This window comes from Geodermatophilus sp. SYSU D01106, from assembly GCF_054049995.1.
Map to the genome: position 1 here is coordinate 1 of NZ_JBJGYM010000028.1, position 25,206 is coordinate 25,206.

Sequence of the window (25,206 nt, forward strand, 5' to 3'; positions counted from 1 at the left end):
CCCCCCCCCCCCCCCCCCCCCCCCCCCCCCCCCCCCCCCCCCCCCCCCCCCCCCCCCCCCCCCCCCCCCCCCCCCCCCCCCCCCCCCCCCCCCCCCCCCCCCCCCCCCCCCCCCCCCCCCCGGCTCAGCGCAGGGTGACCTGGCGGGACAGCAGCCCGGCGCGGGCGCGGCGCTCGTCGGCCGACAGCGGGCCGGAGGCGGCCAGCGCCTGCTCCAGCCGGCCGGCGAACTCCCCGGCCGGGCCGTTCCACTCCTCCGCCGGGGTGTCGGCGGGCAGGTCCCACACCGGCACGACCAGCCCGTGGGCGCGGAAGGCACCGGCGTAGCGGGTGCCCTCCCCGAGCACCAGCTCGTCGGCGGCCGACAGCCGGGCCAGCGCGTCGAGCAGCGGCTCCTCGGCCTCGGGCCGCACCCAGCGCAGGTGCGCCCGCTCGCTGCCGGGCCGCACCCAGTACGCGGCGCCGTGCCCGTCGAGCCGGACCGTCGGCAGCACCGCCTCGTTGGCCTGCTGCAGGCCGGCCATGGCGGCGGCGCCGGCGTCGGTGCCCTCGAGCCAGAAGCCGAAGTCCTCGTGCACGGTCACCTCGAGCGGCTTCTCCAGGTCCAGCAGCTCCTGCAGCCGGGGGCCGGCGGAGCCCGCGGCGCCGATCGGGCCCGGGTCGACCGGCGCACCCGCCGGGGCCTCGAGCGCCGCGGCCAGCGCCGTGCCGAGGTCGCGGCTCACGTCGTCGGAGGAGGCGGTGAGCTGGACGCCGAGCAGGATCTCGCCGTTGCTGCGCACCAGCGCGGGCGCCCCGCCGGGCAGCACGCTCGCGAGCGTGACGTCGCGACCGTCCGTGGTCGTCAGCGGCGCGGTGGCGGCGGGCACCAGCTCGCGCAGCGCCACCCAGTCGGGCTCGCCGGGCAGGCCCTCGAACGGGCGGGTCACCGGCGGCGCGTAGCCCGAGCCGTGGCAGTGCTTGTAGCGGCGGCCGGACCCGCAGGGGCAGGGGGCCTTGGGGTTGATCTCACCGGCGGCGGGCGCGGGCGCGGGACGGCGGCGGGTCGCGGAACGGGCCATGCGGCCCAGCGTAGAGAAGGGACCTCGCGCCCTAGGCTTCCCGCCGTGACCTCGCCGGCCGTCCCCCTCGACCTGACCGACGCGGCCGTCGTCGCCGATCCCTACCCGGCCTTCGCCGCGGCCCGCGCCACCGCGCCGGTGCAGTGGGACGAGCGCCTGGGCCTGTGGCTGGCCTTCACCCACGCCGAGAGCAACGCCGTGCTGCGCGACCGCCGGCTCGGCCGGATCTGGCGGGACCGCACGCCGGAGGAGCGGTTCGGGCAGTTCAACCTGATCCACCGCAACGCCATCCTCGAGATGGAGCCGCCCGAGCACACCCGGCTGCGGCGGCTGATCAGCGCGGCGTTCGCCCGCGGGCACGTCGAGCGGCTGCGGCCGTGGGTGCAGGAGTTGGCCGACTCGCTGGTCGACGGCCTGGTCGAGCGCTCCGGCGGCACCGCGGAGGTCGACGTCCTCTCCGAGATGGCCGAGGAGCTGCCGGTCGCCGTCATCGCCGAGCTGCTCGGCGTCCCGGCCGCCGACCGGCCGCTGCTGCGGCCGTGGTCCAACGCCATCGTGAAGATGTACGAGTACGGCCGCACCGACGCGGTGGAGGACGCCGCCGAGCGCGCCGCCGCCGAGTTCGTCGCCTACCTGCGGGAGCTCGCGGCCGAGCGGCGCCGCGCGCCCGGCGAGGACCTGCTCACCCACCTGGTCACCGTGCGCGACTCCGACGGCGACCGGCTGACCGAGGACGAGCTGGTCACCACCTGCATCCTGCTGCTCAACGCCGGCCACGAGGCCACGGTGAACGTGAGCGGCAACGGCCTGCTGGCGCTGCTGCAGCACCGCGACCAGCTCGCGCGGCTGCGCGCGGACCCGGCGCTGCTGCCTACGGCGATCGAGGAGCTCATGCGGTTCGACTCGCCGCTGCAGCTGTTCGAGCGCACCGCCACCGAGGACGTCGAGGTGGGCGGGGTGACCGTCCCGGCGGGGGCGAAGGTCGCCGCGCTGCTCGGGGCGGCCAACCGCGACCCCGCCGTCTTCCCCGACCCGGACACCCTCGACGTCGGCCGCACCGACAACCCGCACATCTCCTTCGGCGCCGGGGTGCACTTCTGCATCGGGGCGCCGCTGGCCCGCGTGGAGCTGCAGGCCTCCTTCGGCGCGCTGCTGTCCCGGACGTCGGACCTGCAGCTGGCCCGCCCGGCGCGGCGCCGTCCGGAGTTCGTCATCCGCGGCCTGGCCGAGCTGCCCGTCGTCCTCACCCGGTGACCGACGCCGCGGCGGTGCTCGGCCGGCTCCGCGAGCTGGCCGACCCGGCGCGGCTGGCCGGCATGGCGCGCACCGGCGTCGGCGGCGCGCGGACCCTCGGCGTCACGGTGACCGAGCTGCGCGCCCTGGCCCGGGAGCTCGGCCGCGACTCCGCGCTCGCCGCGGCGCTGTGGGACACGGGCGTCCACGAGGCCCGGATCCTCGCGAGCATGGTCGAGGACCCGGCGGCCGTCGACGCCGCGCAACTCGACGCGTGGGCCGCGGGGTTCGACGCGTGGGACCTGTGCGACCAGGTCTGCCAGAACCTCGTCCGGCACACCCCGCTCGCCCGGGACCGCGCCCTCGCGTGGGCCGCGCGGCCGGAGCCCTACGTCAAGCGGGCCGGGTTCGCCGTCATGGCCGGCCTCGCGGTCTCCGAGAAGCGGGCCGGCGACGACCGGTTCGAGCCGTTCCTCCGGGCGGTCGCCGAGCACGCCGACGACGACCGGCCGGTGGTCCGCAAGGGGGCGAGCTGGGCGCTGCGACAGATGGGCAAGCGCAGCCCTGGCCTGCACGGACGCGCCGTGGCGACCGCCGAGGGCCTGCGCTCCGGGGGCCGCGGCGCCCGCTGGGTCGCCGCCGACGTCCTGCGCGAGCTGGGCCGGCGTACTCCCCGGTAGATCGTGAGCGCCGTCACTGGCACGATGCCGCCATGCGCGGGCTCATGCAGGACTTCCCCCTCACCATCGACGCGATCTTCCGGCACGTCGAGCAGCACTACGGCGACGGGACGATCGCGACCAACAGCCCCACCGGCGTCACACGGGTGACCTACGCCGAGTGGGCCGAGCGCACCCGGCGACTGGGCGGCGTCCTGGACACCCTCGGCATCAGCGCCGACGGCCGGGTGGGCACGTTCGGCTGGAACAGCCAGCGCCACCTGGAGCTGTACTTCGCCGCGCCGTCGACCGGCCGCGTCCTGCACACGCTCAACATCCGGCTGTTCCCCGAGCAGCTGACCTACATCGCCAACCACGCCGAGGACGAGGTCGTGTTCGTCGACCGCTCGGTGCTGCCGCTGTTCTGGCCCCTGGTCGACACGATGAAGACCGTCCAGCACGTCGTCGTCATGGACGACGGCGGGGACAACGAGATCCCCGACGACCCGCGCGTCCAGGACTACGAGGCGCTGCTCGCCGATGCCTCGCCGGTCGACTTCCGCGTCACGGACGAGAACAGCGCCGCCTCGATGTGCTACACGTCGGGCACCACCGGCAACCCCAAGGGCGTCGTCTACAGCCACCGCTCGACGTTCCTGCACACCATGGGCGTGCTGCAGCGCAACGCCTTCGGCCTGGGCATCCAGGACGTCGCGATGCCGGTCGTGCCGATGTTCCACGCCAACGCCTGGGGCATCGCGCAGGCCGCCCCGGCCGCCGGCGCCTCGCTCGTCATGCCCGGCCCGATGATGCAGCCCGAGGCGCTGGCCAAGCTGATCGTCGATGAGGGCGTCACGTTCACCGCCGGCGTCCCGACCATCTGGCAGGGCGTGCTCCCCCACCTCGCCGGCAAGCCGCACAAGCTGCGCGACATCGGCTGCGGCGGCTCGGCGGTGCCCAAGGCGCTGTCGGAGGCCTACCGCGAGCAGGTCGGCCTGCCGATCCTGCAGGCCTGGGGCATGACCGAGACCCACCCGGTCGCCTCCTCCGGGATCCTGCCGCCGCGCTTCGCCGACGCCGACGACGAGACCAAGGCCGACCAGCGCGCCCGCGCCGGCATCCCGTTCCTCGGCGTCGAGGCGCGGATCGTCGACGCCGAGACGCTCGAGCCCCAGGCCTGGGACGACAAGGCCACCGGCGAGCTGCAGGTCCGCGGGCCGTGGTGCGCCCAGGACTACTACAACCCCGACGCCGGCGTCGTGCTCAGCACCGAGGACGGCTGGATGCGCACCGGCGACGTCGCCGCGATGGACGCGTTCGGCTCGATCCGCATCGCCGACCGCACCAAGGACCTCATCAAGTCCGGCGGCGAGTGGATCAGCTCGGTCGACCTCGAGAACGTGATCATGAGCCACCCGAAGGTGAAGGAGGCCGCCGTCGTCGGCATCCCGCACCCGAAGTGGGACGAGCGCCCGCTGGCCTGCGTCGTCCTCAAGGAGGGCGAGACGGCGACCGAGCAGGAGATCCTCGAGTTCCTCCAGCCGAAGGTGGCCAAGTGGTGGCTGCCCGACGCCGTCGAGTTCATCGACGAGGTGCCGAAGACCAGCGTCGGCAAGTTCTCGAAGAAGGACCTGCGCAGCCGCTTCGCGGAGTACGCGCCGAGGTCCTGAGGCGGAGGACTAGCGGACGAAGGGCGGCTGGCCGGTCTCGCTCACCAGGGGCCGGCCCGCCGCCTCCCACGCGCCCATCCCGCCGCCGACGTTCACCGCGTCGTAGCCGTTCTGGTTGAGCCAGGCGGCCACCCGCGCCGAGCGCCCGCCGCTGCGGCAGACGACGTAGAGCGGGTCGCCCTCGGGGACGTCGTCGAGGCGCGCGGGCACCTCGCCCATGGGGATGTGGGTGGCGCCCTCGGCGTGGCCGGCGACCCACTCGTCGTCCTCGCGGACGTCGAGGAGGACGGCGTCGGCGGGCAGCTCGTCGGCGGACACGGTCGGGACCTGCTGCGGCATCACGGCACCCATCCTCCCAGCCCGGACGCGCGGGCCGCCCTCCGCGCGGTCCTGGGAGGATGGGCCGTGATGTCCGCCGCCCCCGCGCCCCCGGTGTCCGAGCCGGCCTGGTCGCTCTCGCGTTCCGCGATCTGGCTCTGGGTGACCGAGGGGATCGTCGGCACGCTCGTCTACGGCGCGATCGTGACCGTCGCCGTGCTCCTGGTGCCGGCCTCGGTGGGCGGCCCGGTGCCGGTGCTGCGCTGGCTGCTGCCGGTGCTCGTCGGCGTCTACGCGGTCGTGGCGATCGGGATCCGGCCGTGGGTCCGCTACCGCGTGCACCGCTGGGAGGTCACCGCCGAGACGGTGCACACCCTCACCGGCTGGCTGACCCGCACCTGGACGCTCGTGCCGGTCGCCCGGATCCAGACCGTCGACGTCACCCGCGGCGTGCTGCAGCAGCTCTACGGCCTGGCCAGCGTCGCGGTGCTGACCGCGTCGTCGCAGGGCACCGTCCGGGTCCCGCACCTGGAGGTGGCGGTGGCCGAGCGGGTCGCCGAGGACCTGGCCCGCCGGGCCGAGCAGGTGCGGGACGAGGCCACGTGACAGGACCCGGCCCCTGGCCGGCGCCCACCACGTCGGTGGCCGCGCCGCCCGCCCCGCCGCCGCCCGCGCGCCGCACGTCGCCCCTCGTGGTGCTGCTGCACACCGTCACCTTCAAGCAGGCCCGGCAGGTCGTGCCGGCGGCGATCCCGGTGGTCGCCGCGGTCGGGGTCGACGGGCCCGGCGTCGTCGTCGCGCTCGTGGTGGCGGTGACGGCGCTGTCGCTGCTGTTCGCCGGGCTCACCTGGTGGCGCACCACCTACGCCGACACCCCCGCCGCGGTGGTGGTCACCCGGGGCCTGCTCGCCCGCTCGGTGCGCACCGTCCCCAACGACCGCATCCGCGGCGTCGAGGTGGAGGCGCCCGCGCTGCACCGGCTGTTCGGCCTGGTCCGGGTGCGCATCGACGCCGCGGCCGGGGTGGGCACCGACGGCGACGAGGAGGTGGTGGTCGACGGCGTCCCGCGGGCCGAGGGCGACCGGCTGCGCGTCTCCGTGCTCACCCACCGCCGCTCGGCCCGGCCCGTGCCCCCGGGCGCCGACCCGGAGGCGCCGTTCGAGGAGCCGCCCGAGGAGGAGCTCGCCCGCTTCGACCCGCGCTGGCTGCTGTACGCGCCGCTGGTCGCGAGCTACCTGGCGGTGCCGCTGGCCGCCGTCGGGGCGCTGTCGCGGCTGCTGCAGGAGCTGCCGCGCGACCTGCGGCCCGACCTCGACGGCCCGGAGCTGACCGGCGGCGTGGTGGCCGTCGCCGTGGTGGCCGGGCTGGCGCTGCTCGCGGTCGGGGCGGTGCTCGGGGCGGCGGTGGTCAACTGGGGCTTCCGGCTGGTGCGCCGCGGCGGGTCGCTGGTGGCCGTGCGCGGGCTGCTCACCCGCCGGCACACCGAGCTGGAGGTCGACCGGGTCCGCGGCGGCACGCTGGCCGAGGGCCTGGGCATGCGGCTGGTGCGTGCGGCCCGGGTGAACGCGCTGGTCACCGGCCTGGGCGCGGCCAACCGGCGGGGGCAGCTGTTCCCGCTCGGCCCGCGGCCGGAGGCGGTGCGGCTGCTCGGCGTGCTCGTCGACGACCCCGGCCCGCTGCGGCCGCACCCGCCCGCCGCGCGCCGGCGGGCCGTGTTCCGCGCGGTCCTGTCCGGCCTCGTCGTCACCGCGGGCGGGGCCTGGCTGTCGGCCGGCACCGGCTTCTGGGGCCTGCTCGCCGCCGGCATCGCGCTCACCGTGCTCGGCGTGCCGCTGGGGCTCGGGCGCTACGCCGCGCTCGGGCACGCCGCCGGGCCGCGGTCGTTCAGCGTGCGCAGCGGCCTGCTCGTGCGCGAGCAGGCGGTGCTGCAGCGCCGCGCCGTCGTCGGCTGGACGGTCCGGCAGACGTTCTTCCAGCGGCGGGCGGGGCTGGCCACGGTCACCGCCTGCGTGGGCGCCGGGGCCGGCGGCTACGCGGCCGTGGACATGGCCGCCGCCGAGGTCGCGGCGTTCACCGTGGCGGCGTCCGGCCCGTGGGCCGCCGCGGCGGGCGACGGCGCCCCGCCGGCCGCCGGCTGACCCGGCGTCCCGCTGGCCCGTCGGGGCCACCTTCCGGAACGCGGGCGTGTCGATCATGCGCCCGGGTAGCGGGGGCGCGATGCCCCCCGCACAGCCGGCTCCTGCTCAGCCCGGCCCGTCGGTCCCCTTCCGGAGGCCCGCGCGGCCGGCGAGTGCCGCCGCCTCCACGCGGGTCGCCACGCCCAGGCTGCGCAGCAGCGAGGCGACGAGCCGCTTGGCGGTGCGCTCCGAGACGTGCAGCGTCGTGGCGATGTCGACGGTGCTCGTGCCGTCGGCGACCAGCCGCCACAGCCGGCGCTCGTCGCTGGTGAGCCGGTCGGCGACGGTCTGCTCACCGGTCGGCGCGGCCTCGTCGAGCAGCTGGCGCAGCAGCGCCTCCGGCACCACCGACCAGCCGTCGAGGACCGCCAGCAGCGGGCGGACGAGGTGCTCGGGGTCGGCGGTCTTCGGCAGGAAGCCGGCCGCGCCCGCCCGCAGCGCCTCGAGCGCCGCGTCGGCCTCGGCGAGCCCCGACAGCGCCACCACGCGCACCATCGGGTCGGCGCGGCGGATGGCCGCGATCGCCCGAACCCCGCCCGGCGGCGGCATGTGCAGGTCCACGACGGCGACGTCGGCGTGGTGCCGGCTGACCATGGCCGCGGCGGCCGAGGCGTCGTCGGTGGTGGCCACGACGCGCACCCGGCCCTCGCTCACCCCGGGCAGCAGCAGCGAGAGCCCCCGGCTGAACAGCGGGTGGTCGTCGACGACCACCACGTCCACGTGCCCGCCCATCTGCCCGTGGCGCCCAGCCCCGGCGTCGGTCGACCCCACGACCCTCCCGTCCTCCGCGGCCGGCTCCGCCGGCCGCACGCACCCCGGAGGTGCCCGTGACCCTCGCCCCCGACACCCCGCGCACGCAGCGGCCCAGCGGGCTGCTGCCCGACCTCGCCCGGGTGGTGCGCGACCACGTCGTGCGCGCCACCCGCCGCCGGCGCCCGGAGCAGGAGCTGCCCCCCACCCCGGAGACGGCGCTGCTCCGGGCCATGTGCCACGACATGCGCAGCCCGCTGGCCTCGCTGGAGGCGCTGCTGGGCACGCTCGACCGCGTCCCCGCCGACCGTCCGGAGCTGCTGGAGCTCGCCCGCGCGCAGACCGCGCACCTGTCGTCGATGCTGCGCACCGCCGACGCCACCGGCGGGGCGACCCGTCGCACGGGCGGCCGGCTGCTCGGCGACGTCGTCCGTGCCGCCGTGTCCGCCTCCGGCCTGCCGGCCGGGCAGCTGTGCCTCGCCCTGCAGGACCGGGCCGCCGACGTCCGGGTGGCCGACGCCCGGGTGCAGCGGATCCTCACCAACCTGCTGGAGAACGCCCACCGGCACGGCGACGGCGCCCCCGTGGTGCTGGCGGTGACCAGCCGCGGCGGCGTCGTGCGCCTGTCGCTGACCCAGGACGTCGCGCACCCGCACCGCGTCGTGCAGTACCTGCGCCGCGACGTCCCGCCGGTGGACCTGACCGGCCTGGGGCTGTGGTCGGTGCAGCGGCACACCCACGACCTCGGCGGCACCGTCGTCTGGGCGGTGACCGGCGCCGGCCTGACCCTCCGGGTGGACCTCCCGGACCGCTGAGGGGGTTCCGGACGATCTGGCACCGGGGGGCCACGGGACGGCACGGGTGGGCCAGCGGGCGGGGGCAGAACGGAGGTGTCACCGCAGCGGCGGCGACGCGACGACGCCCCGAGGAGAGCCCGTGTTCACGCACACCCACGCCCTGCAGTACGAGGCCAAGCCCGACGGCCCGGACCCGGACTTCGCCCGCAAGATGCAGGAGATCCTCGGCGGTCAGTGGGGCGAGATGACCGTCGCCACCCAGTACCTGCTGCAGGGCTGGAACTGCCGACTGCCCGGCAAGTACAAGGACATGCTGCTCTCGATCGGCACCGAGGAGCTGGCCCACGTCGAGATGATCATCACGATGATCGACCGGCTGCTCGACCACGCGCCGCTCAAGCCCGACGCCGCCGACCGCACCAAGGAGGCCGCCGCCGGCTACGGGCAGCACAACCCGCAGCACCTGATCCAGAACGGCCAGGCGGCGTCCTACATGGACAGCATGGGCAACCCGTGGACCGGCGCGTACGTGACCGCCAGCGGGAACCTCTACGCCGACTTCATGTACAACGCGACGGCGGAGATGCAGGGCCGGCTGCAGGTCGCCCGGCTCTACAACATGACCGACGACCCGGGCGTCAAGGACATGCTCCGCTTCCTGATCACCCGCGACCACATGCACCAGCAGCAGTGGCTCGCCGCGGTCGAGCAGCTCAAGGAGGACGGCATCGAGGGCCTCCCGGTGCCGGAGGCCTTCCCGCTCGACGAGGAGATCGGCGACCTGGGCTACACCTTCATCCAGGCCTCCGACGGCCCCGAGGCCGCCAACGGCCGCTGGGCCTCCGGCCCGTCGATCGACGGCCGGAGCGAGTTCCGCGCCGCGGCGATCGAGGCCACCGCCGACGCCCCGGTCCTCCCCCCGGGCGACCCGCGGCTGTACAGCACCCCGCAGACCGAGGCCCACACGATGCTGCAGAAGGCCAAGGACCTGCTCAAGTGAGGCGCTGACCTCGCACCCCGCGCCGCGGCCGCGCCGGTGGCCGGGCTGTCCGCAGCCCGGCCGCCGGCCCGGCGGGCGCGTCCCCCGCTCGACCGGCAGTCCCCCGGAGGTCCCCCGTGCACCTGCCCTCCCCCGCCGTCCTGCTGACGGCGGTCTACGCCGCGGCGCTCGCCGTCGCCGTGGCGGCCGCCGCCACCGGCTCGGTCCGCGAGGCCCTGGCCGGCCTCGTCGTCGCCGCCGCCCTCGGCACCCGGTTCGCGGTGCAGCGCTCGCGCCGCGCCGCCCGCTCGACCGGCTCGGCCGTCACCGCGGTCGACGCCGCGCTGCCGGACGCCCTGCCCGACGCGCTGCCGGCCCCCCTGCCCGACGCCGTCCCCGCCGTCCGCGCCGCCTGATCCCGGACGCGCGAGACGCGCGCCCCCGGGTGGGGACGCGCGCCTCGGCCGGTGAGGTGCTGGAACCGGCCCCCTGGCAGGGGCCCGCCCCGAGCGGAGCGAGGGGTGGGGGGCCAGGGGGTCCTTCCGCTAGTGCTGGACGGCCTTCTCGGCACCGATCCCGGTGAGGGAGCGGACCTCGAGCTCGGCGTTCTTGTCGAGGTCCGGCTTCTCCTTGGACAGGATCGAGCCGAGCCAGCCGAGGAAGAACGACAGCGGGATCGACACGATGCCCGGGTTGTTCAGCGGGAACCAGTGGAAGTCCACGTCCTGGAACAGCGACGGGGACAGCCCGGTGGCCGGGTTGACCGGGGCACCGGACACGACCGGCGAGAAGACGATCAGCACGATGCACGCGATGAGGCCGCCGTACATCGACCACAGCGCGCCCTGGGTGGTGAACCGCTTCCAGAACAGCGTGTAGAGGATCGTCGGCAGGTTCGCCGAGGCGGCCACCGCGAAGGCGAGCGCCACCAGGAAGGCGATGTTCAGGCCCGCCTGCAGCGCCAGGATGCCCAGGCCGATCGAGATCGCCCCGATGACGATCGCGGTGATGCGGGCGACCTTCACCTCCCCGTTCGGGGACACCTGGCCCTTCTTGATCACCGACGCGTAGACGTCGTGCGCGAAGGAGGCCGAGGCCGTGATCGTCAGCCCGGCGACCACCGCGAGGATCGTCGCGAAGGCGACGCCGGCGATGATGCCGAGCAGGATCGTCCCGCCCAGCTCGAAGGCCAGCAGCGGCGCGGCGGAGTTGACCGCACCCGGGGCGCCGAGGATCCGCTCGGGGCCCACGAGCGCGCCCGCGCCGTAGCCGATCACCAGGCTGAACAGGTAGAAGACGCCGATCAGCCAGATCGCCCAGACCACCGAGCGACGGGCGTCCTTCGCCGTCGGCACGGTGTAGAAGCGCATGAGCACGTGCGGCAGGCCCGCCGTGCCGAGCACCAGGGCGAGGCCCAGGGAGACGAAGTCGAGCTTCGAGGTGCCGGTGGCGCCGTACTGCGCACCCGGGGCGAGCACGTCGCGGCCCTCGACCGCCACCGACTGCGCGTCGCCGAGCAGCGAGGAGAGGTTGAAGCCGAACTCCGTCAGCACCCACAGGGTCATGACCAGGGCGCCCGCGATGAGCAGCGTGGCCTTGATGATCTGCACGTAGGTGGTGCCGCGCATGCCGCCGACCAGCACGTAGATGATCATCAGGGCGCCGACCAGGACGACGACGAGCGCCTGCGCCGCCTCGCCGGTGACCCCGAGCAGCAGGGTGACCAGCCCGCCGGCGCCGGCCATCTGGGCCAGCAGGTAGAACAGCGACACCGCGAGCGTGGAGATCGCCGCCGCGGTGCGCACCGGGCCCTGCCGCATCCGGAAGGCCAGGACGTCGGCCATCGTGTACCGCGCGGTGTTGCGCATGAGCTCGGCGACGAGCAGCAGCGCGACGAGCCAGGCGACGAGGAAGCCGATCGAGTAGAGGAAGCCGTCGTAGCCGTAGACGGCGATCGCGCCGGCGATGCCCAGGAACGACGCCGCGGACAGGTAGTCGCCGGCGATGGCCAGGCCGTTCTGCGTGCCGCTGATGTTGCGGCCGGCGGCGTAGTAGTCGGCCGCGCTCTTGTTGTTGCGGCTGGCGCGGAACGTGATCACCAGGGTGATCAGGACGAACGCGCCGAAGATCGAGATGTTGACGGCGGGGCTGCCGATGGTGGCGTCCGCCGCGAGCACGGTGGTGTCAGGCACGCGTGGCACCGCCCTTGCTGATGTCGGTGCCCGTGCGGCCGGAGCCGGCGTACTGGTGGCTCTCGAGCCGCTCGCGCATCTCGTCGGCGATGGGGTCGGTCCTGCGGTTCGCGTGCGCCACGTAGAGGTGGGTGATCACGAACGTGGAGACGAACTGCCCCAGCCCCAGCAGGACGCCGAGGTTCACGTTGCCGAAGACCTGCGTGGACATGAAGTCCGGCGCGTAGGTCGAGAGCAGGACGTAGAGCAGGTACCAGGCCAGGAAGGCCACGGTCATCGGGAAGGCGAAGCGCCGGAAGCGCCTGCGCAGCTCGGTGAACTCCGGCGAGTCCTGCGCCTGCCGGTACTCCTCCGGCGTCAGCAACCGCCGTTCGGCGGGTTCTGTCACGGGTTGCTCCCTCGTCGATCCGGAACGCCACTGGTCTTGTGACCGCGCTCACCTTAGGGGTCGAGAGGTTGCGTCGCGTACCACCGAAACTTTCGAGGCCGGGCCGTGACCTGAGCTTCTTCCTCGCGGAACGCGCCGGTAGCGCGGCGGCGCTGCAATGGGTCATGACCGCGACGCGGATGCCGTCGACCGCACGGTCGGCGGGCTGGTTCCCGGTGGCGCGCGCCGCCGAGGTGGGGACGACGCCGGTGCCGGTGGGCGCCGGCGGCCGGTCCTGGGTCGTCGTCCGGCTGCGGCCGGGCGCGGAGGTGAGCGCCTTCCCCGCCCGCTGCCCGCACCGGCTGGTGCCGCTCGCGGCGGCCACCGTGGTGGAGGGCCGGCTGCAGTGCCCGTACCACGGCTGGCGGTTCGACGGCGACGGCCGCTGCGTCGACGTGCCGTCGCTGGGCCCCGACGGCTCAGCGCCCCCGCGCGCGGACCTCGCCGTCCCGTGGGCGGTCGAGGAGCGGCACGGCTGGGTCTGGCTGGCGCCCGAGCGCACCGCCGTCGGCCTGCCCCCGGCGCCGTCGGCCGCCCCCGTCCCGGAGACGGCGCCCGCCCCCGCGCCGCCGGCCGGTCCGGTGCTCGGCAACCTGCACCCCGCCCTCGAGCACGCCTGGCACCCCGTCGCGCTGTCCCGGGAGCTGCGCCCCGGCGGCTGGCTGCAGGTGCGGCTGCTCGGGCGCACGTGGACGCTGTCGCGCACCGCCGCCGGCGTGATCGCCGACCCGCCGGCGTGGGGCGTGCGCGAGCGGCTCGGCGTCGTCTGGCTGGCGCCGGCCGAGCCGCGCGGCGCCGACCTCGTGGTCCCCGAGGACGGCGACCGGCGGTTCGTGCGCGGCTGGCTGCCGCCGGCGCGGTCGGCCGGCCCCGCCGCGACGCTCGCCGACGCGCTCCTCGACGTCGCCCACCTGCCGTTCGTGCACGCGGACGGCGGCGAGCCGGAGGTCGCCGGCGGCACGGTGACCGCGGAGCCCGGCGGGTTCACGGTCAAGCGGACGGGCGACGGGCGGCGGGTCACCTCGGAGTTCCGCGCCCCGTTCCTGCTCCGGGAGCGCACCGACCTCGACGACGGCTCCTCCCGGACGCTGCTGGTCCTCCTGCAACCCGAGGACGCCGACTCCACCCGCGTGCACGCCTGCGTGCTGCTCGCCGCGCCTCCCGGGGCGCCGCTGCCCGGGCCCGACGACGTCGCCGCCGCTGTGGCCGCCGAGGCGCGGGCGCTCGACGAGGACCTCGACCTGCAGGCGCAGCTGGAGAGCCCGGGCCTGCCGCTGGACCTGCGTGCGGAGCTGCACGTGCGCGCCGACGCCGCCGGGGTGGCGCTGCGGCGCGCGCTCGCCGACCTCGCCGCCGGCCGCTGACCTCGCGCCGCACGATCAGGTGGCCTGATCGTGCCGCGTCCTGGCTCACCGCCGACCGCGAGCCAGGACGCGCTGCGGTGAGCCAGGACGTCACCGGAGCGAGCCGAGGCGGGCGTCAGTCCGCGGGGAGCTCCTCGCCGCACGCCGGGCAGCGGGTGGGCGGGTCCTCGTCGGCGAGCCGGCCGCACGCGGGGCAGACCCGCGCCAGCCAGCACGCCGGGTCGCCGCCCTCGTCATCGGGGACGGGCACCCGCCGGTCTCCGTCGGCCGCCACGTGGTGAGCATGACCCCGGCGCTCCCGGCCGGCACCCGGTGACGGCTGGGATGCTGGAGGGCGTGCCGTCCCCGCGCCGAGCCCGTCGCATCGCCCTGACCGCCGCCCTCGCCCTGCCCGCCGGCTTCCTGGCCCGCGCCGCGTGGGGCCTGCCGACGGCGATCGGCGCCGGGCGCCGCGAGATCCGCTCGACGGTGGCCGGCTCCCCGCAGTGGTCGGGCGGCCGGTTCTCCAACACGCTGCCCACGCCGGCGCTGCCGCCGCCCAACGCCCGCCGCGGACTGCTGCGCCAGTGGCACGACGACCGGCACGTCGGCCTGCCCGCCGGCCCGGTGCCGCTGGCCCGCCCGGAGATCCCGGCCGAGGCCGGCGAGCTCGCCGTCACCTGGTTCGGGCACTCGAGCGCGCTGCTGGAGGTCGATGGCGCCCGCGTGCTGGTCGACCCGGTGTGGGGCCACCGGGTCTCGCCGTCGCCGGTGTTCGGCCCCACCCGCCTGCACGAGCCGCCGGCCCCGGTGGAGACCCTCCCCCGCGTCGACGCGGTGCTGATCTCGCACGACCACTACGACCACCTGGACCTGCCCACCGTGCGGGCCCTGGTCGAGCAGCAGGACGCGCCGTTCGTCGTCCCGCTCGGCGTCGGCGTGCACCTGCGGCACTGGGGCGTCCCGGCCGACCGCGTCGTCGAGCTGGACTGGGACGGCGCGACGACGGTCGGCGACCTGACGATCACCTGCACCGAGGCGCGGCACTTCTCCGGCCGCTACCTCACCCGCGACACCACGCTGTGGTCGTCCTGGGTGGTCGCCGGGCCGCGGCACCGCGTGTTCTTCGGCGGCGACACCGGCTACACGCCCGCCTTCGCCGGCATCGGCGCGCGGCTGGGCCCCTTCGACCTCACGCTGCTGCCCATCGGCGCCTACAACGACGCGTGGGCGCACATCCACATGGACCCCGAGCAGGCGGTGCGCGCGCACGGCGACCTGGGCGGCCGCGCCCTCCTGCCGGTGCACTGGGCCACGTTCAACCTGGCCTTCCACCGCTGGGCGGAGCCGGTGCAGCGGCTGCTGGCCGCCGTCGGCCCCGACGTGCCGGTGCTCGTGCCCCGCCCGGGTCAGCGGGTCGACGTGCTGGCCCCGCCGCCGCTGGAGGACTGGTGGAGCGCCGTCGACCCCGCCGGGGAGGAGCGGACCGCCGACGACGACGCCGGCGTCGGCGGCGCGGTGTTCGCCCGGCTGTTGTCGCGCCTGACCTCGCTGCTCGCCGGCTGACGGTCAGGCGCTGCGGCGCAGGACCAGCTCGGAGGGGAAGAACAGCGTCCCGTCCGCCGGGGCGCCGGTCAGCACCGCCCGCACGGCCGCGTCGGTGATCCGCTCGACCGGGTGGGTCGCCGTCGTCAGGTCGGTGACCTCGGCGAGCGGCGCGTCGTCGAAGCCGGTGACCGCGACGTCGCCGGGCACCTGCCGGCCGTGCCGACGCAGGACGGCGAGGACGCCGAGGGCGACGTCGTCACAGCTGCCGAGGACGGCGTCGGTGTCGGGCCACCGGGCGAGCACCTCCTCCGCGCCGGCCGCCCCGGCCGCGGCGTCGAACCCGCCCGGGACCGTGCGCACCGGCAGCCCGGCCGCGGCGACGGCGGCGCGGAAGGCCGCCACCGGCCGCCGGGTGCACGGCAGCCACTCCGGGCCGGTGACCATCGCGATCCGGCGGCGCCCCGACCGGACGAGGTGCGCGACGGAGGCGGCGGCCGCCGCGGCGGCGTCGACGTCGACCGAGGGGACGACGGCGCTGCCCACCCCGATCGACACGACCCGGCCGCGCAGCTCCCGGGGCACCGCGGCCAGCTCCTCGGCGGTGGTGTTCACCAGGACGACGCCGTCGACGGTGCGGTCACGCGCGAGCGCGTCGAGCTCGGCGGCGGGCGCGTGCAGCGGCAGCCGGCGCAGCGCCACGCCCAGGCCCTCGGGGGCCAGCAGGCGGGCGGCGGTGCTCAGCACCCGGCCGGTGTAGGCGCAGTCCAGCACCGCGTCGGAGGTGCCGGTCATGGCGACGACGAGCCGCGTGCCCGTGCCGCGGGCCAGCGCCCGGGCGATCGGGTCGGCCACGTAGCCCAGCGCCTCGGCGGCGGCGCGGACCCGGCGCAGGGCGTCGGCCGACACCGGCCCGGAGCCGGTGACCGCGCGGGACACCGTCGCGCGCGAGACCCCGGCCGCGCGCGCGACGTGCTCCAGGGTCACCACGGGAGGCGGCCGCTCTGCCACGGGTCCGTCGTACCACCCCCGGGGCGCCGGCGGACCCCCTCCGCGGGCTGGGACCGCTCCCAGCCCGACGGCCGACCAGGACAGGTGGAACGAGACATGTCCGTTTCTGTGGCTTGTCATCCGATCGGGCGCGATCGGACTGTTTCGAACTCAACAACGCACCACCGATGCCGAGGAAGGGGTTGACGACGTCGAGGAGGACTCGCGATGGCACGGTTCGGACGGGCCGCACGGCCCGGACAGGATGAGCGCGACGCAGCCGAGGCGCGGGCGGACGTGGCCGCCGTGACCGCGGTGGTCCAGGCGCTCGCCGGTGCCACGACGGTCGAGGAGGCCGTCGGCCGCGCGCTCGACCTGGTGCGCGAGCACTTCGGCTGGGCGTACGGCTCCTACTGGCGGGTCGACGCCGGCGAGAAGGTGCTGCGCGTCGTCCGCGAGTCCGGGGACGCCGGGGAGGAGTTCCGCCGGGTGACCCGCGAGGCGTCCTTCCGCGAGGGCGTCGGGCTGGCCGGCCGCGCGTGGCGGGCGCGCGACCTGGTGTTCGTCCCCGACCTCGGGCAGCTCGGCGACTGCGTCCGGGCGCCCGCCGCCCAGCGGGCCGGGGTGCGCAGCGGGATCTGCTTCCCCCTGCTCGAGGACGGCGCCGTCACCGGCACCATGGACTTCTTCGCCACCGAGACGCTGACCCCGTCGCCGCAGCGGGTGGAGAGCCTGCGCGCCGTCGGCCGGCTCGTCTCGCAGGCGCTCGAGCGGATGACCGCCGCCGTCCGGCAGCGGCGGGCCGCCGAGGACACCCAGGCGGTCAGCGACCTCCTCCGGGTCATCAGCACCGCCATCACGCGCGAGGAGGCCACCACCCGCGCCCTGGAGACCATCCGCAACGGCTTCGACTGGACCTACGGCTCCTACTGGGCCGTCGACCCCGCCGACCGCGCGCTGCACTTCGTCCTGGAGTCGGGCACGGCGGGCCAGGAGTTCCGCGACGTCACCCTGCGCGCGTCCTTCCGCGAGGGCGTCGGCCTGTCCGGCCGGGCTTGGCGCAGCCGCGACCTGGTCTTCGTCGAGGACCTCGCCGAGGTGACCGACTGCGTCCGCGCACCCGCCGCCCAGCGGGCAGGCGTCAAGAGCGGCGTGTGCTTGCCGATCCTGGTCGGCGGCGAGGTGGTCGGGACGATGGACTTCTTCGCCACCCGCACGCTGGTGCTCGCCCCCGGGCGCGCCGCGGCCCTGCGCAGCGCCGCCTTCCTGCTCGGGCAGGCGCTGGAGCGGTTCGCCGTCGCCGAGCGGCTGGAGCTCGCCGGGCAGCAGCTGCTCGAGTCGATCTCCGAGGTCGAGCGCAACGTCCTCTCGGCGACCTCGGTGGCCGGCGACGGACAGCGGCTGGCCGCCGAGGCCGAGGACCAGGTGATCGGGCTCGGGGAGGCCAGCACCGACATCGGCAAGGTCGTCAAGACCATCCGCGGCATCGCCGACCAGACGAACCTGCTCGCCCTCAACGCCACGATCGAGGCCGCCCGGGCCGGCGAGGCGGGCCGCGGCTTCTCCGTCGTCGCGAACGAGGTGAAGGAGCTGGCGGCCGAGACGGCGCGGGCGACCACCGACGTCGACGCGCGGGTGACCGCGATCCAGCAGCAGGTGGAGCGGGTCACCGCCGGACTCACGGCCATCAGCAGCGTCGTGGCCAGCATCAACGAGACCCAGCAGGTGATCGGCGGCGTGCTCACCGAGCAGGCCGCGGTGACCCGGGAGATCCTCGGCTGAGCCGCCCCGGTCGGGCCGCCCCGCCGGACCGCTCTCAGCGCAGCAGCTTGCTCATCCGGCGGTCGGCCAGCGGCTTGCCGCCGGTCTGGCAGGTCGGGCAGTACTGCAGCGAGGTGTCGGCGAAGCTGACCTCGCGGACGGTGTCCCCGCAGACGGGACAGGGCAGGCCGGTGCGCGCGTGCACCTGCAGGCCCGAGCGCTTCTCGCCCTTGAGCGTCGCCGCCTGCTGCCCGACCTGGCGCTGCAGGGCGTCGGTCAGCACCGCCCGGACGGCGTCGTGCAGCCGCAGGACCTCGTCGTCGGTGAGCTTGTCGGCCATCTTGAACGGCGAGAGCCGGGCGACGTGCAGGATCTCGTCGGAGTAGGCGTTGCCGATGCCCGACAGCAGGGTCTGGTCGGTCAGCGCGCCCTTGACCTGGCCGGAGCGGCCGGCCATCAGCCGGGCGAAGGTGTCGCCGTCGACCTCGAGGGCGTCGGGGCCGAGCCGCTCGATCCCCGGCACCTCGGCCGGCGAGCGGACGACGTAGACGGCGAGGCCCTTGCGGGTGCCCTGCTCGGTGAGGTCGAAGCCGTTCCCGTCATCGAGGTGCACGCGCAGGGCGAGCGGCCCCTTGCCGGGCTTGGGCGGCGCGGCGGGCAGGGCGGTGCGCCAGTGCAGCCACCCGGCGCGGGCCAGGTGGACGACGAGGTGCAGGCCGGAGACCTCGAGGTCGAGGAACTTGCCGTGCCGGGAGGCGCCGGTGACCTCCAGGCCGGACAGCGCCGACAGCGGCGGGTCGAACGTCTTCAGCGCCTGGAGGCCGGTCAGGTCGGTGCGCGCGACCACCCGGCCGACGGCGTTCTCGCGGAGGAACGCCGCCAGGGCCTCCACCTCGGGCAACTCGGGCACGGTGACATCGTCGTCCTCCGGACGACACCGCGGCCAATCACCGTCCCCCGCCCGGGTGGAGCCCCCTCGTCCGCTCCTCGCGGGAGCCTCCGGCCCCCACTCGTCGAGGACACCGCGGCCGATCACCGTCCCCCGCCCGGGTGGAGCCCCGGCGTCAGCCGCTCGAGCTCATCCGGTCGGTGACGGGGGCGGTCGCGCCCGGCTCGGCGCGGGCCTGGTCGGCGACGGCGGCGGCGACCGCGGGCGTCACCGCCGGGTCGAACACGCTCGGGATGACGTAGTTGGCGTTGAGCTGGTCGTCGCGCACCAGCGCCGAGAGCGCCTCGGCGGCGGCCAGCAGCATGCCGGTGCTGATCTCCGTGGCGCGGGCGTCGAGCAGGCCGCGGAACACGCCGGGGAAGGCCAGCACGTTGTTGATCTGGTTGGGCAGGTCCGACCGGCCCGAGGCGACGACGGCGGCGTACTGGCGCGCCCGCACCGGGTCGACCTCCGGCGTCGGGTTGGCCATCGGGAACACCACCGCGCGCTCGGCCATCCCGGCCAGCGCCTCGACCGGCAGCACGTTGCCGGCGCTGACACCGATGAACACATCGGCGCCGGCCAGCGCGGCGGGCAGGTCGCCGCGCGTGCACGCGGGGTTGGTCCGCTGCGCCAGCGCGAGCTTGGCCGGGGACAGCCGCTCGTCGTCCGGCGAGAGGATGCCCTCGCGGTCCCACACCAGCACCTGCCCGGCGCCGGCCTCCAGCAGCAGGTGCACGATCGCCGTCCCGGCGGCGCCCGCCCCGGCGACGACGATCCGCACGTCGGGCAGCTGCTTGTCCACGACGCGCAGGGCGTTGCGCAGGGCGGCCAGCGCGACGATCGCCGTCCCGTGCTGGTCGTCGTGGAAGACGGGGACGTCGAGCCGCTCGCGCAGCCGGGCCTCGATCTCGAAGCAGCGGGGCGCGGCGATGTCCTCGAGGTTGATGCCGCCGAAGCCCGGCGCGATCAGCTCGACGGTGCGCACGATCTCGTCGACGTCCTGGGTGTCCAGACAGATCGGCCAGGCGTCGATGTCGGCGAACCGCTTGAACAGCGCCGCCTTGCCCTCCATGACCGGCAGCGCCGCGCCGGGCCCGAGGTCGCCGAGGCCCAGGACGGCCGAGCCGTCGGTGACGACGGCGACGGTGTTGCCCTTGATGGTCAGCCGCCGCACGTCCTCGGGGTGCTCGGCCAGCGCGAGGCACACCCGCGCGACGCCGGGCGTGTAGGCCATCGACAGGTCGTCGCGCGTCTTGAGCGGCACCTTGGAGGCCACCTCCAGCTTGCCGCCGAGGTGCAGCAGGAAGGTGCGGTCGCTGACCTTGCGCACGGCCACGCCGGGGACGGCGCGCAGCGCGTCGACCATCTCCTCGGAGTGGGCGGCGTCGGCGGCCGAGCAGGTGACGTCGACGGTGAGCCCGTCGGAGCGGGAGTCGACGACGTCGATCGCGGTCACCGCGCCGCCGGCGGTGCCCACCGCGGTGGCGATCCGGCCGATGGACGCCGGGTCGCCGTCGGCGGTCAGCCGCACGGTGATCGAGTAGGACGCCGAGGTGACCGGCCCGCGGGGCGCGGCGGCCGGCTCGCCGGGCGCGCTGTCGCCGGTGGCGGTGGAGGGAGCGGTGCCGGTGGAGGGAGCGGTGTCGGTGCTCACCGGACCATCGTGACACCGCGACCGGAGCCGGACGTGGTTCCGGTCACAGTGGTCACGGCACCCGCCGCAGCGGCTCCAGCACGACCTCCAGGCCGCCGTCGGCCGCGGCGGCCACGAGAGCGGCGCCGTCCAGCGGCGGCGGTCCGACGAGGGCGGCGAGCGTCCGCTCCGGCCCCGACGGGAAGCCGACGGCGGCCAGCCGGGCGGGTGCCGGGCCGCCGGCGACCGACCAGGTCACCCCCCGCGGGCAGACGACGACCGAGCCGGCCGGGCGGGCCTGCGGCGGGCCCGCCCCGACCGCGAGCGCCGGCGCCCCCTCCAGGACGACGAGCACCAGGTCGGCGCGGCGGGCGAGGTAGCGGTGCGCCGGGGTGCCCGCCGGGAGGGTCAGCACCTGCGCGCCGGGGAGGACGGCGTCGATCGGCTCCATGTCCCGCACGGTGCGCCCGCGCGCTGGTGGGCCGCTGGTCGGCGCCGCGCCAGCCGGCGACCAGCACCCGACCAGCCCGGTCACCGAGCGTGGCCGCCATGACCTCCCCCTCGCTGTCCACCCCGGCGGCGGCCACCCCACAGGCCACCGCACCGGCCACTGCACCGGCCACCGCGCCGGCGCCCGCCGTCCGCCCGTCCCCGTGGCGGGAGATCGGCGTCTTCCTCGCCACGGTCGCCGTCCTGCTCTCCGTCACCACCTCCGTCGCCGCGGCCGCCGGCGCCGACGTGACGCGCGTCGACGAGGCGCCGCCGCTGGTCCAGGCGCTGCTGTTCGGCCAGGCGCTCATCCCGCTGCTGGCCGCCGTCGTCGCCCGCCTGGTCGCCACCGGGACGCTGCGCCGGCCGGACTGGGGCGTCCGCCGGACGTCGCTGCGCAGCCTCGGCACCGCGTGGCTGTGGGCGCTGCTGCCCACGCTGGCCGCCGGCGTCCTGCTGTGGGTCACCGGCCTGGCCGGCTTCGCCTCCGGCGCGGTCGGCCCGGTGCTGCCGCTCGGCCTGACCGTGCTGGTGCTGCCCTACGTGGCGCTCGCGCTGGCCGAGGACGTCGGCTGGCGCGGCCTGCTCGTGCAGCGCCTGGCGCAGGTGGCGGGCCCGCGCACCGTCGTGCTGGTCAGCGGGCTGGCGTGGTCGCTGTTCCACTGGCCGCTCGTGCTCTTCGTCGGCGGCGCGCCCGCGGGTGTCCCGGTGGTCTTCGCGCTGGCCTGCCTGACGCTGGGCACGACCTCGCTCGGCGCGGTGCTCGCGAGCATGCAGCTGCGCTGGGGCATCTGGCCGGGCGTGCTGGCGCACGCGGTGCTCAACGCGCTGCTCTACCACGTGCTCGCGCCCCTCACGGCCGACAGCGGGCCCACCGAGTGGCTCTCCACCGAGACCGGCGCCATGGGCGCGGTCACCCTGCTGCTGGCCGCCCTCGCCTGGTGGCGGGTCGCCCCGCTGCGGCGGGCGCCCGGCGGCGGCACGGTCGCCGGCTGACCCGGCGACGGGCCGCGAGCACCTACCCTCCTGCGCCGTGGAGCTGCAGCTGGACGTCCTCGGGCCGACCCGGCTGGTCCGGGACGGCGCCGGGCTGGACCTCGGCGGGCGCCGGCCCGCCGAGGTCCTGGCGCTGCTCGCGGCGGCCGAGGGCCGGATCGTCCCGGCGGGCGCGCTCGCCGACCGGCTGTGGCGCGGGGCCCCGCCGGCCACCGCCACGACGACGCTGCAGGGGCACGTCAGCCGCCTGCGCCGGCTGGTCGACCCGGGCCGCGGCGCCCGCGACGCGGAGGTCCTGGTCACCCGCGGCGACGGCTACGCGCTGGTCCTCCCGCGCACCGCCGTCGACGCGCACGCCTTCGCCGACCTGGTCACCGCGGGCACCTCCGGCGACGACCGGGAGGCCGCCCGGCTGCTGCCCGAGGCGCTCGCCCGCTGGCAGGACCGCCCCTACGCCGACGTGGCCGACGTCGACGACGTCGTCCCGGTGGTCGCCCGGCTGGAGGAGCTGCGGCGGGTCGCCGTCGAGCGGCTGGCCGAGGCGCGGCTGGCGCTCGGCGCCGGCGCGGAGCTGGTGCCCGGCCTCACCGAGGCGGTGGCGGTGTCCCCGCTGCGGGAGCGCACCGCCGGCCTCCTGGCCCGGGCGCTGGTCCGCGCGGGGCGGCAGGCCGACGCCTTGGACGTGCTGCGCCGCGTGCGGGAGCGGATCGCCGACGAGCTGGGACTCGACCCCTCCGCCGAGCTGCGCGACCTCGAGGCCGCCGTGCTGCGCCAGGACCCCGCGCTCGGCGCGAGGCCGGCGCCCGCCCGAGCGCGCGGGACGGCGCCTCCTCCGCCCGCGCCCGCCCCGCCGGGGCCCGCCACGGACGGCTTCGTCGGCCGGCCCGCCGAGCTGGCCGCCCTCGGCGCCGCCTGGTCGGCGGCCTCCGCCGGGCGCGGCACCGCCGTCGTGGTCACCGGCGAGCCCGGCATCGGCAAGACCCGGCTGGTCGAGGCCTTCGCCGCCCGCGCCGGGGCGGCGGTCCGCTGGGGGCGCTGCGCGGAGATCGGCGGGGCGCCGCCGTACTGGCCGTGGCAGCAGGTGCTGGGCGGCCTGCCCGAGGCGGCGCTCGGCTCCGACACCGGCGCCCGCTTCGCGCTCGGCCTGGACACCGCCCGCCGGCTGCACGCGCTCGCGGCCGACGCGCCGCTGCTCGTCGTCCTCGACGACCTGCAGTGGGCCGACCGCGACTCCCTGCACGTGCTGGAGGTGGTGCTGTCCCAGCTGCACGACAGCCGGGTGCTGCTCGCCGTCACCTGCCGCGAGGAGGCGACCGGCGACGCGGCGCTGTCGCGGGTGCTCGGCGCCGCGGCCCGCCTGCCCGGTGCGCGCCGGCTGCGCCTGGGCGGCCTGGCGGCCGACGAGGTCGCCGACCTGGTCGGGGAGCTGCGCGGCGCCCCCGCCGAGGACGCCGCCGCGCTCACCGCGCGCACCGGCGGCAACCCGTTCTTCGTCACCGAGCTCGCCGCGCTGCCCGCTCCGTCCGGTCCCGCCGTCCCGGCGGGCGTGCGCGACGTCGTCCGGCTGCGGGTGGCCGCGCTCCCGGCCGGCGCGCAGCGCGTGCTGGCCACGGCCGCCGTCGCCGGGCGGGAGGTGTCGCTGGCGCTGCTCGGCGCGGCGCTCGGCCCCGGCGACCCCGCCGGGGTGACGGCGGCCCTGCGCACCGGGCTGCTGCTGGAGACGACGCCCGGCCGGGTGCGGGTGGCACACGACCTGGTGCGGGAGGTCCTGCTGGCCGACCTCGGCCCGGTCGAGCGCGCCGCCGTCCACGGCCGGCTCGCCGCGGCGCTGGAGGACGGGCCGGCCGCGGCCACCTCCGCCGGGGCCATCGCCGTGCACCGCAGCGAGGCCGCCGCCGGCGGGCCGGACGAGCCGGCCGCCCGGGCCTGCCTCCGCGCCGCCGGTGAGGCCCTCGACCGGGCCGGCGTCGACGAGGCGGTCGCGCTCGCCGGGCGGGGGCTGGCGCACGTCCCGGCCGGCGCCTCCGCGCTCGGGGCCGACCTGCACCTGATCCGCGGCGAGGGGCTGCGCCGGCTGGGCCTGCTGGAGGACAGCGGCGCCGAGCTGCGCACCGCCGCGGGCCTCGCCCGCGCCGCCGACGACCCCGCCCGGCTGGCCCGCGCCGCCGTCGCCTCGGCCGGGGGCGGGGTGGGCGGCTACTGGGCGTCGGTGGGCGCGCCGGCCGCCACCGACGTCGCGCTGCTGGAGGAGGCCGCCGCCCGCGCCGGGGAGCTGCCGCCCGCGCTCGCCTCGGCGGTGCTCGCCGCACTGGCGGTGCAGCGGTCCTCCTCCGGCGAGCCCGGCGGCCGCGAGCTGGCCGACCGGGCGCTGGCCGCGGCCGGCGACTCGCCCACCGCGCGCCCGCGGGCGCGGGTGGCCCGGTTCGTCGCCGACTGGGCGCCGGCGCACGCGGCCGGCCGGGTGGCGCTGGCCCGGACGATGCTGCGCGAGTCCACCGGCGACCCGGCGGCCGAGGCGACCGCGCTGCACCTGCTGCGCTGCGCGCTCACCGAGACCGCGCAGGCGGAGGAGGCGGCGGTGGTCAGCCGGCGGTTCACCGAGCTGGCCACCCGCCGCGGCGACGGCGACCTGCTGCAGCTCGACGCCTGGTGGTCGGCCGGCCTGGCGCTGGCCCGCGGCGACGCCGACGGCGCGCGCCGGCTGGCCGACGCCGCCGTCGCCGACGCGCCCACCACCTCCCCGGCCGCCGCGGACGTCACCCGCATGTCCCGCCAGACGATCGAGGGCATCGCCGCCTGGCACGAGCGGCGGATGCCCGACCTGGTGCCCGAGGTGGTCGACCTGGCGGCCACGGTCGACCCCGGCTGGCTGGCGGTGCTCGCCCAGGCGCACGCGCAGGCCGGCCGCACCGGGGCGTCGCGCGCCGCCGTCGAGCGGTGGCTGGGCTTCCCCGCGCACGGCGCCCGCGAGCCGGTGCGCACCGTCCTGCTGGCCGACGTCGCCCTGGAGCTGCGCGCCCGCGACCTTGCCGCCACCGTGCTGCCCGCGCTGCGCTCCTACGGCGACACGGTGGTGGTCCTGTGGGCCGGGACGACGGTGCTCGGCCCGACGGCGCTCTACCGCGGCGGCGTGCTCGGCCTGCTCGGCGAGCCGGGCGCGGCCGCGGAGCTGGAGCGGGCGCTGGAGCTGTGCGACCTGTTCGGCTTCGCGCCGTTCGCCGCCCGCGCGCGGGCGCTGCTCGCCGAGTTCTGCTGA

Annotated in this window: 23 protein-coding genes; 13 read left to right on the forward strand and 10 right to left on the reverse strand. The window is 76.9% G+C overall.

What is annotated here, in order from left to right; genetic code table 11:
- Positions 1-124 precede the first annotated feature (124 nt).
- Positions 125-1,060 (reverse strand): DUF5926 family protein, encoded by a 936-nt coding sequence (locus ACI78R_RS21170; RefSeq protein WP_457042170.1) that lies wholly within the window; start codon positions 1,058-1,060, stop codon positions 125-127.
- A gap of 45 nt (positions 1,061-1,105) precedes the next feature.
- Between ACI78R_RS21170 and ACI78R_RS21175 the strand changes: the two genes are divergently transcribed.
- From ACI78R_RS21175 to ACI78R_RS21185, 3 genes are read left to right on the forward strand one after another with little or no spacing between them, the layout of a single operon-like run.
- Positions 1,106-2,314: a cytochrome P450 gene (locus ACI78R_RS21175; protein ID WP_457042171.1), complete on the forward strand. Its 1,209-nt coding sequence runs from the start codon at positions 1,106-1,108 to the stop codon at positions 2,312-2,314.
- Positions 2,311-2,973 carry a DNA alkylation repair protein gene (locus ACI78R_RS21180; RefSeq protein WP_457042172.1) on the forward strand — a complete coding sequence of 221 codons (663 nt, stop codon included), beginning with the start codon at positions 2,311-2,313 and terminating at the stop codon, positions 2,971-2,973. The genes ACI78R_RS21175 and ACI78R_RS21180 overlap by 4 nt, the downstream gene beginning before the upstream one ends.
- Positions 2,974-3,005: 32 nt before the next feature.
- Positions 3,006-4,622: a long-chain fatty acid--CoA ligase gene (locus ACI78R_RS21185; RefSeq protein ID WP_073417794.1), complete on the forward strand. Its 1,617-nt coding sequence runs from the start codon at positions 3,006-3,008 to the stop codon at positions 4,620-4,622.
- A gap of 9 nt (positions 4,623-4,631) precedes the next feature.
- Here ACI78R_RS21185 and ACI78R_RS21190 read toward each other — a convergent pair whose 3' ends face one another.
- On the reverse strand, positions 4,632-4,961 hold the full coding sequence (locus ACI78R_RS21190) for a rhodanese-like domain-containing protein (RefSeq protein WP_457042206.1): 330 nt from the start codon (positions 4,959-4,961) through the stop codon (positions 4,632-4,634).
- A 69-nt stretch (positions 4,962-5,030) separates the two neighbouring features.
- On the opposite strand from ACI78R_RS21190, the gene ACI78R_RS21195 reads away from it, so the two are divergent.
- Together ACI78R_RS21195 and ACI78R_RS21200 are read left to right on the forward strand one after the other, a co-directional pair.
- The gene (locus ACI78R_RS21195; protein ID WP_073419402.1) at positions 5,031-5,546 is read left to right on the forward strand and encodes a PH domain-containing protein; all 516 of its coding nucleotides are present in this window, start codon (positions 5,031-5,033) and stop codon (positions 5,544-5,546) included.
- Positions 5,543-7,078 (forward strand): PH domain-containing protein, encoded by a 1,536-nt coding sequence (locus tag ACI78R_RS21200; protein WP_457042173.1) that lies wholly within the window; start codon positions 5,543-5,545, stop codon positions 7,076-7,078. The genes ACI78R_RS21195 and ACI78R_RS21200 overlap by 4 nt, the downstream gene beginning before the upstream one ends.
- A 105-nt stretch (positions 7,079-7,183) precedes the next feature.
- Here ACI78R_RS21200 and ACI78R_RS21205 read toward each other — a convergent pair whose 3' ends face one another.
- Complete coding sequence (locus ACI78R_RS21205) at positions 7,184-7,888, reverse strand: response regulator (protein ID WP_245794212.1); 705 nt, start codon at positions 7,886-7,888, stop codon at positions 7,184-7,186.
- A 56-nt stretch (positions 7,889-7,944) separates the two neighbouring features.
- On the opposite strand from ACI78R_RS21205, the gene ACI78R_RS21210 reads away from it, so the two are divergent.
- The 3 genes from ACI78R_RS21210 (at position 7,945) to ACI78R_RS21220 (ending at position 10,059) form a co-directional block, all read left to right on the forward strand.
- The gene (locus ACI78R_RS21210) at positions 7,945-8,682 is read left to right on the forward strand and encodes a sensor histidine kinase (protein ID WP_457042174.1); all 738 of its coding nucleotides are present in this window, start codon (positions 7,945-7,947) and stop codon (positions 8,680-8,682) included.
- Positions 8,683-8,803: 121 nt separating this feature from the next.
- Complete coding sequence (locus ACI78R_RS21215) at positions 8,804-9,664, forward strand: manganese catalase (protein ID WP_073417785.1); 861 nt, start codon at positions 8,804-8,806, stop codon at positions 9,662-9,664.
- Between the two features lie 116 nt (positions 9,665-9,780).
- A complete protein-coding gene (locus tag ACI78R_RS21220) occupies positions 9,781-10,059 on the forward strand; it encodes a hypothetical protein (protein ID WP_457042175.1) in 279 nt (92 codons plus the stop codon).
- 129 nt (positions 10,060-10,188) lie between these two features.
- Here ACI78R_RS21220 and ACI78R_RS21225 read toward each other — a convergent pair whose 3' ends face one another.
- Complete coding sequence (locus ACI78R_RS21225; protein WP_217651084.1) at positions 10,189-11,835, reverse strand: solute symporter family protein; 1,647 nt, start codon at positions 11,833-11,835, stop codon at positions 10,189-10,191.
- Positions 11,828-12,223 carry a DUF485 domain-containing protein gene (locus ACI78R_RS21230; RefSeq protein WP_073417781.1) on the reverse strand — a complete coding sequence of 132 codons (396 nt, stop codon included), beginning with the start codon at positions 12,221-12,223 and terminating at the stop codon, positions 11,828-11,830. Before ACI78R_RS21230 ends, ACI78R_RS21225 begins: the two co-directional genes overlap by 8 nt.
- Before the next feature lie 164 nt (positions 12,224-12,387).
- Between ACI78R_RS21230 and ACI78R_RS21235 the strand changes: the two genes are divergently transcribed.
- Positions 12,388-13,626: a Rieske 2Fe-2S domain-containing protein gene (locus ACI78R_RS21235; RefSeq protein ID WP_457042176.1), complete on the forward strand. Its 1,239-nt coding sequence runs from the start codon at positions 12,388-12,390 to the stop codon at positions 13,624-13,626.
- Positions 13,627-13,741: 115 nt separating this feature from the next.
- On the opposite strand, the gene ACI78R_RS21240 is transcribed toward ACI78R_RS21235, so the two are convergent.
- Positions 13,742-13,900, reverse strand: a complete 159-nt coding sequence (locus tag ACI78R_RS21240; RefSeq protein WP_457042177.1) for a hypothetical protein — start codon at positions 13,898-13,900, stop codon at positions 13,742-13,744.
- Between the two features lie 62 nt (positions 13,901-13,962).
- Between ACI78R_RS21240 and ACI78R_RS21245 the strand changes: the two genes are divergently transcribed.
- Positions 13,963-15,171, forward strand: coding sequence for an MBL fold metallo-hydrolase (locus ACI78R_RS21245; protein ID WP_457042178.1), 1,209 nt, complete (start codon positions 13,963-13,965; stop codon positions 15,169-15,171).
- A gap of 3 nt (positions 15,172-15,174) precedes the next feature.
- Here ACI78R_RS21245 and ACI78R_RS21250 read toward each other — a convergent pair whose 3' ends face one another.
- Positions 15,175-16,161 carry a LacI family DNA-binding transcriptional regulator gene (locus ACI78R_RS21250; RefSeq protein WP_457042179.1) on the reverse strand — a complete coding sequence of 329 codons (987 nt, stop codon included), beginning with the start codon at positions 16,159-16,161 and terminating at the stop codon, positions 15,175-15,177.
- A gap of 285 nt (positions 16,162-16,446) precedes the next feature.
- On the opposite strand from ACI78R_RS21250, the gene ACI78R_RS21255 reads away from it, so the two are divergent.
- Positions 16,447-17,922, forward strand: a complete 1,476-nt coding sequence (locus ACI78R_RS21255) for a GAF domain-containing protein (RefSeq protein WP_457042180.1) — start codon at positions 16,447-16,449, stop codon at positions 17,920-17,922.
- A 34-nt stretch (positions 17,923-17,956) separates the two neighbouring features.
- Here the strand turns inward: ACI78R_RS21255 and ACI78R_RS21260 are convergent, their stop codons facing one another.
- The 3 genes from ACI78R_RS21260 to ACI78R_RS21270 all read right to left on the reverse strand — a co-directional run bounded on the left by ACI78R_RS21260 (position 17,957) and on the right by ACI78R_RS21270 (position 20,916).
- Positions 17,957-18,811: an Fpg/Nei family DNA glycosylase gene (locus ACI78R_RS21260; RefSeq protein WP_073417771.1), complete on the reverse strand. Its 855-nt coding sequence runs from the start codon at positions 18,809-18,811 to the stop codon at positions 17,957-17,959.
- Between the two features lie 154 nt (positions 18,812-18,965).
- Entirely contained in the window at positions 18,966-20,486 is a 1,521-nt protein-coding gene (locus tag ACI78R_RS21265) for a malic enzyme-like NAD(P)-binding protein (protein WP_457042181.1), read from the reverse strand.
- Between the two features lie 52 nt (positions 20,487-20,538).
- Positions 20,539-20,916, reverse strand: a complete 378-nt coding sequence (locus ACI78R_RS21270; protein ID WP_073417769.1) for a hypothetical protein — start codon at positions 20,914-20,916, stop codon at positions 20,539-20,541.
- 98 nt (positions 20,917-21,014) lie between these two features.
- On the opposite strand from ACI78R_RS21270, the gene ACI78R_RS21275 reads away from it, so the two are divergent.
- Positions 21,015-21,950 carry a CPBP family intramembrane glutamic endopeptidase gene (locus ACI78R_RS21275; protein ID WP_457042182.1) on the forward strand — a complete coding sequence of 312 codons (936 nt, stop codon included), beginning with the start codon at positions 21,015-21,017 and terminating at the stop codon, positions 21,948-21,950.
- A 37-nt stretch (positions 21,951-21,987) separates the two neighbouring features.
- The gene (locus ACI78R_RS21280; RefSeq protein WP_457042183.1) at positions 21,988-25,206 is read left to right on the forward strand and encodes a BTAD domain-containing putative transcriptional regulator; all 3,219 of its coding nucleotides are present in this window, start codon (positions 21,988-21,990) and stop codon (positions 25,204-25,206) included.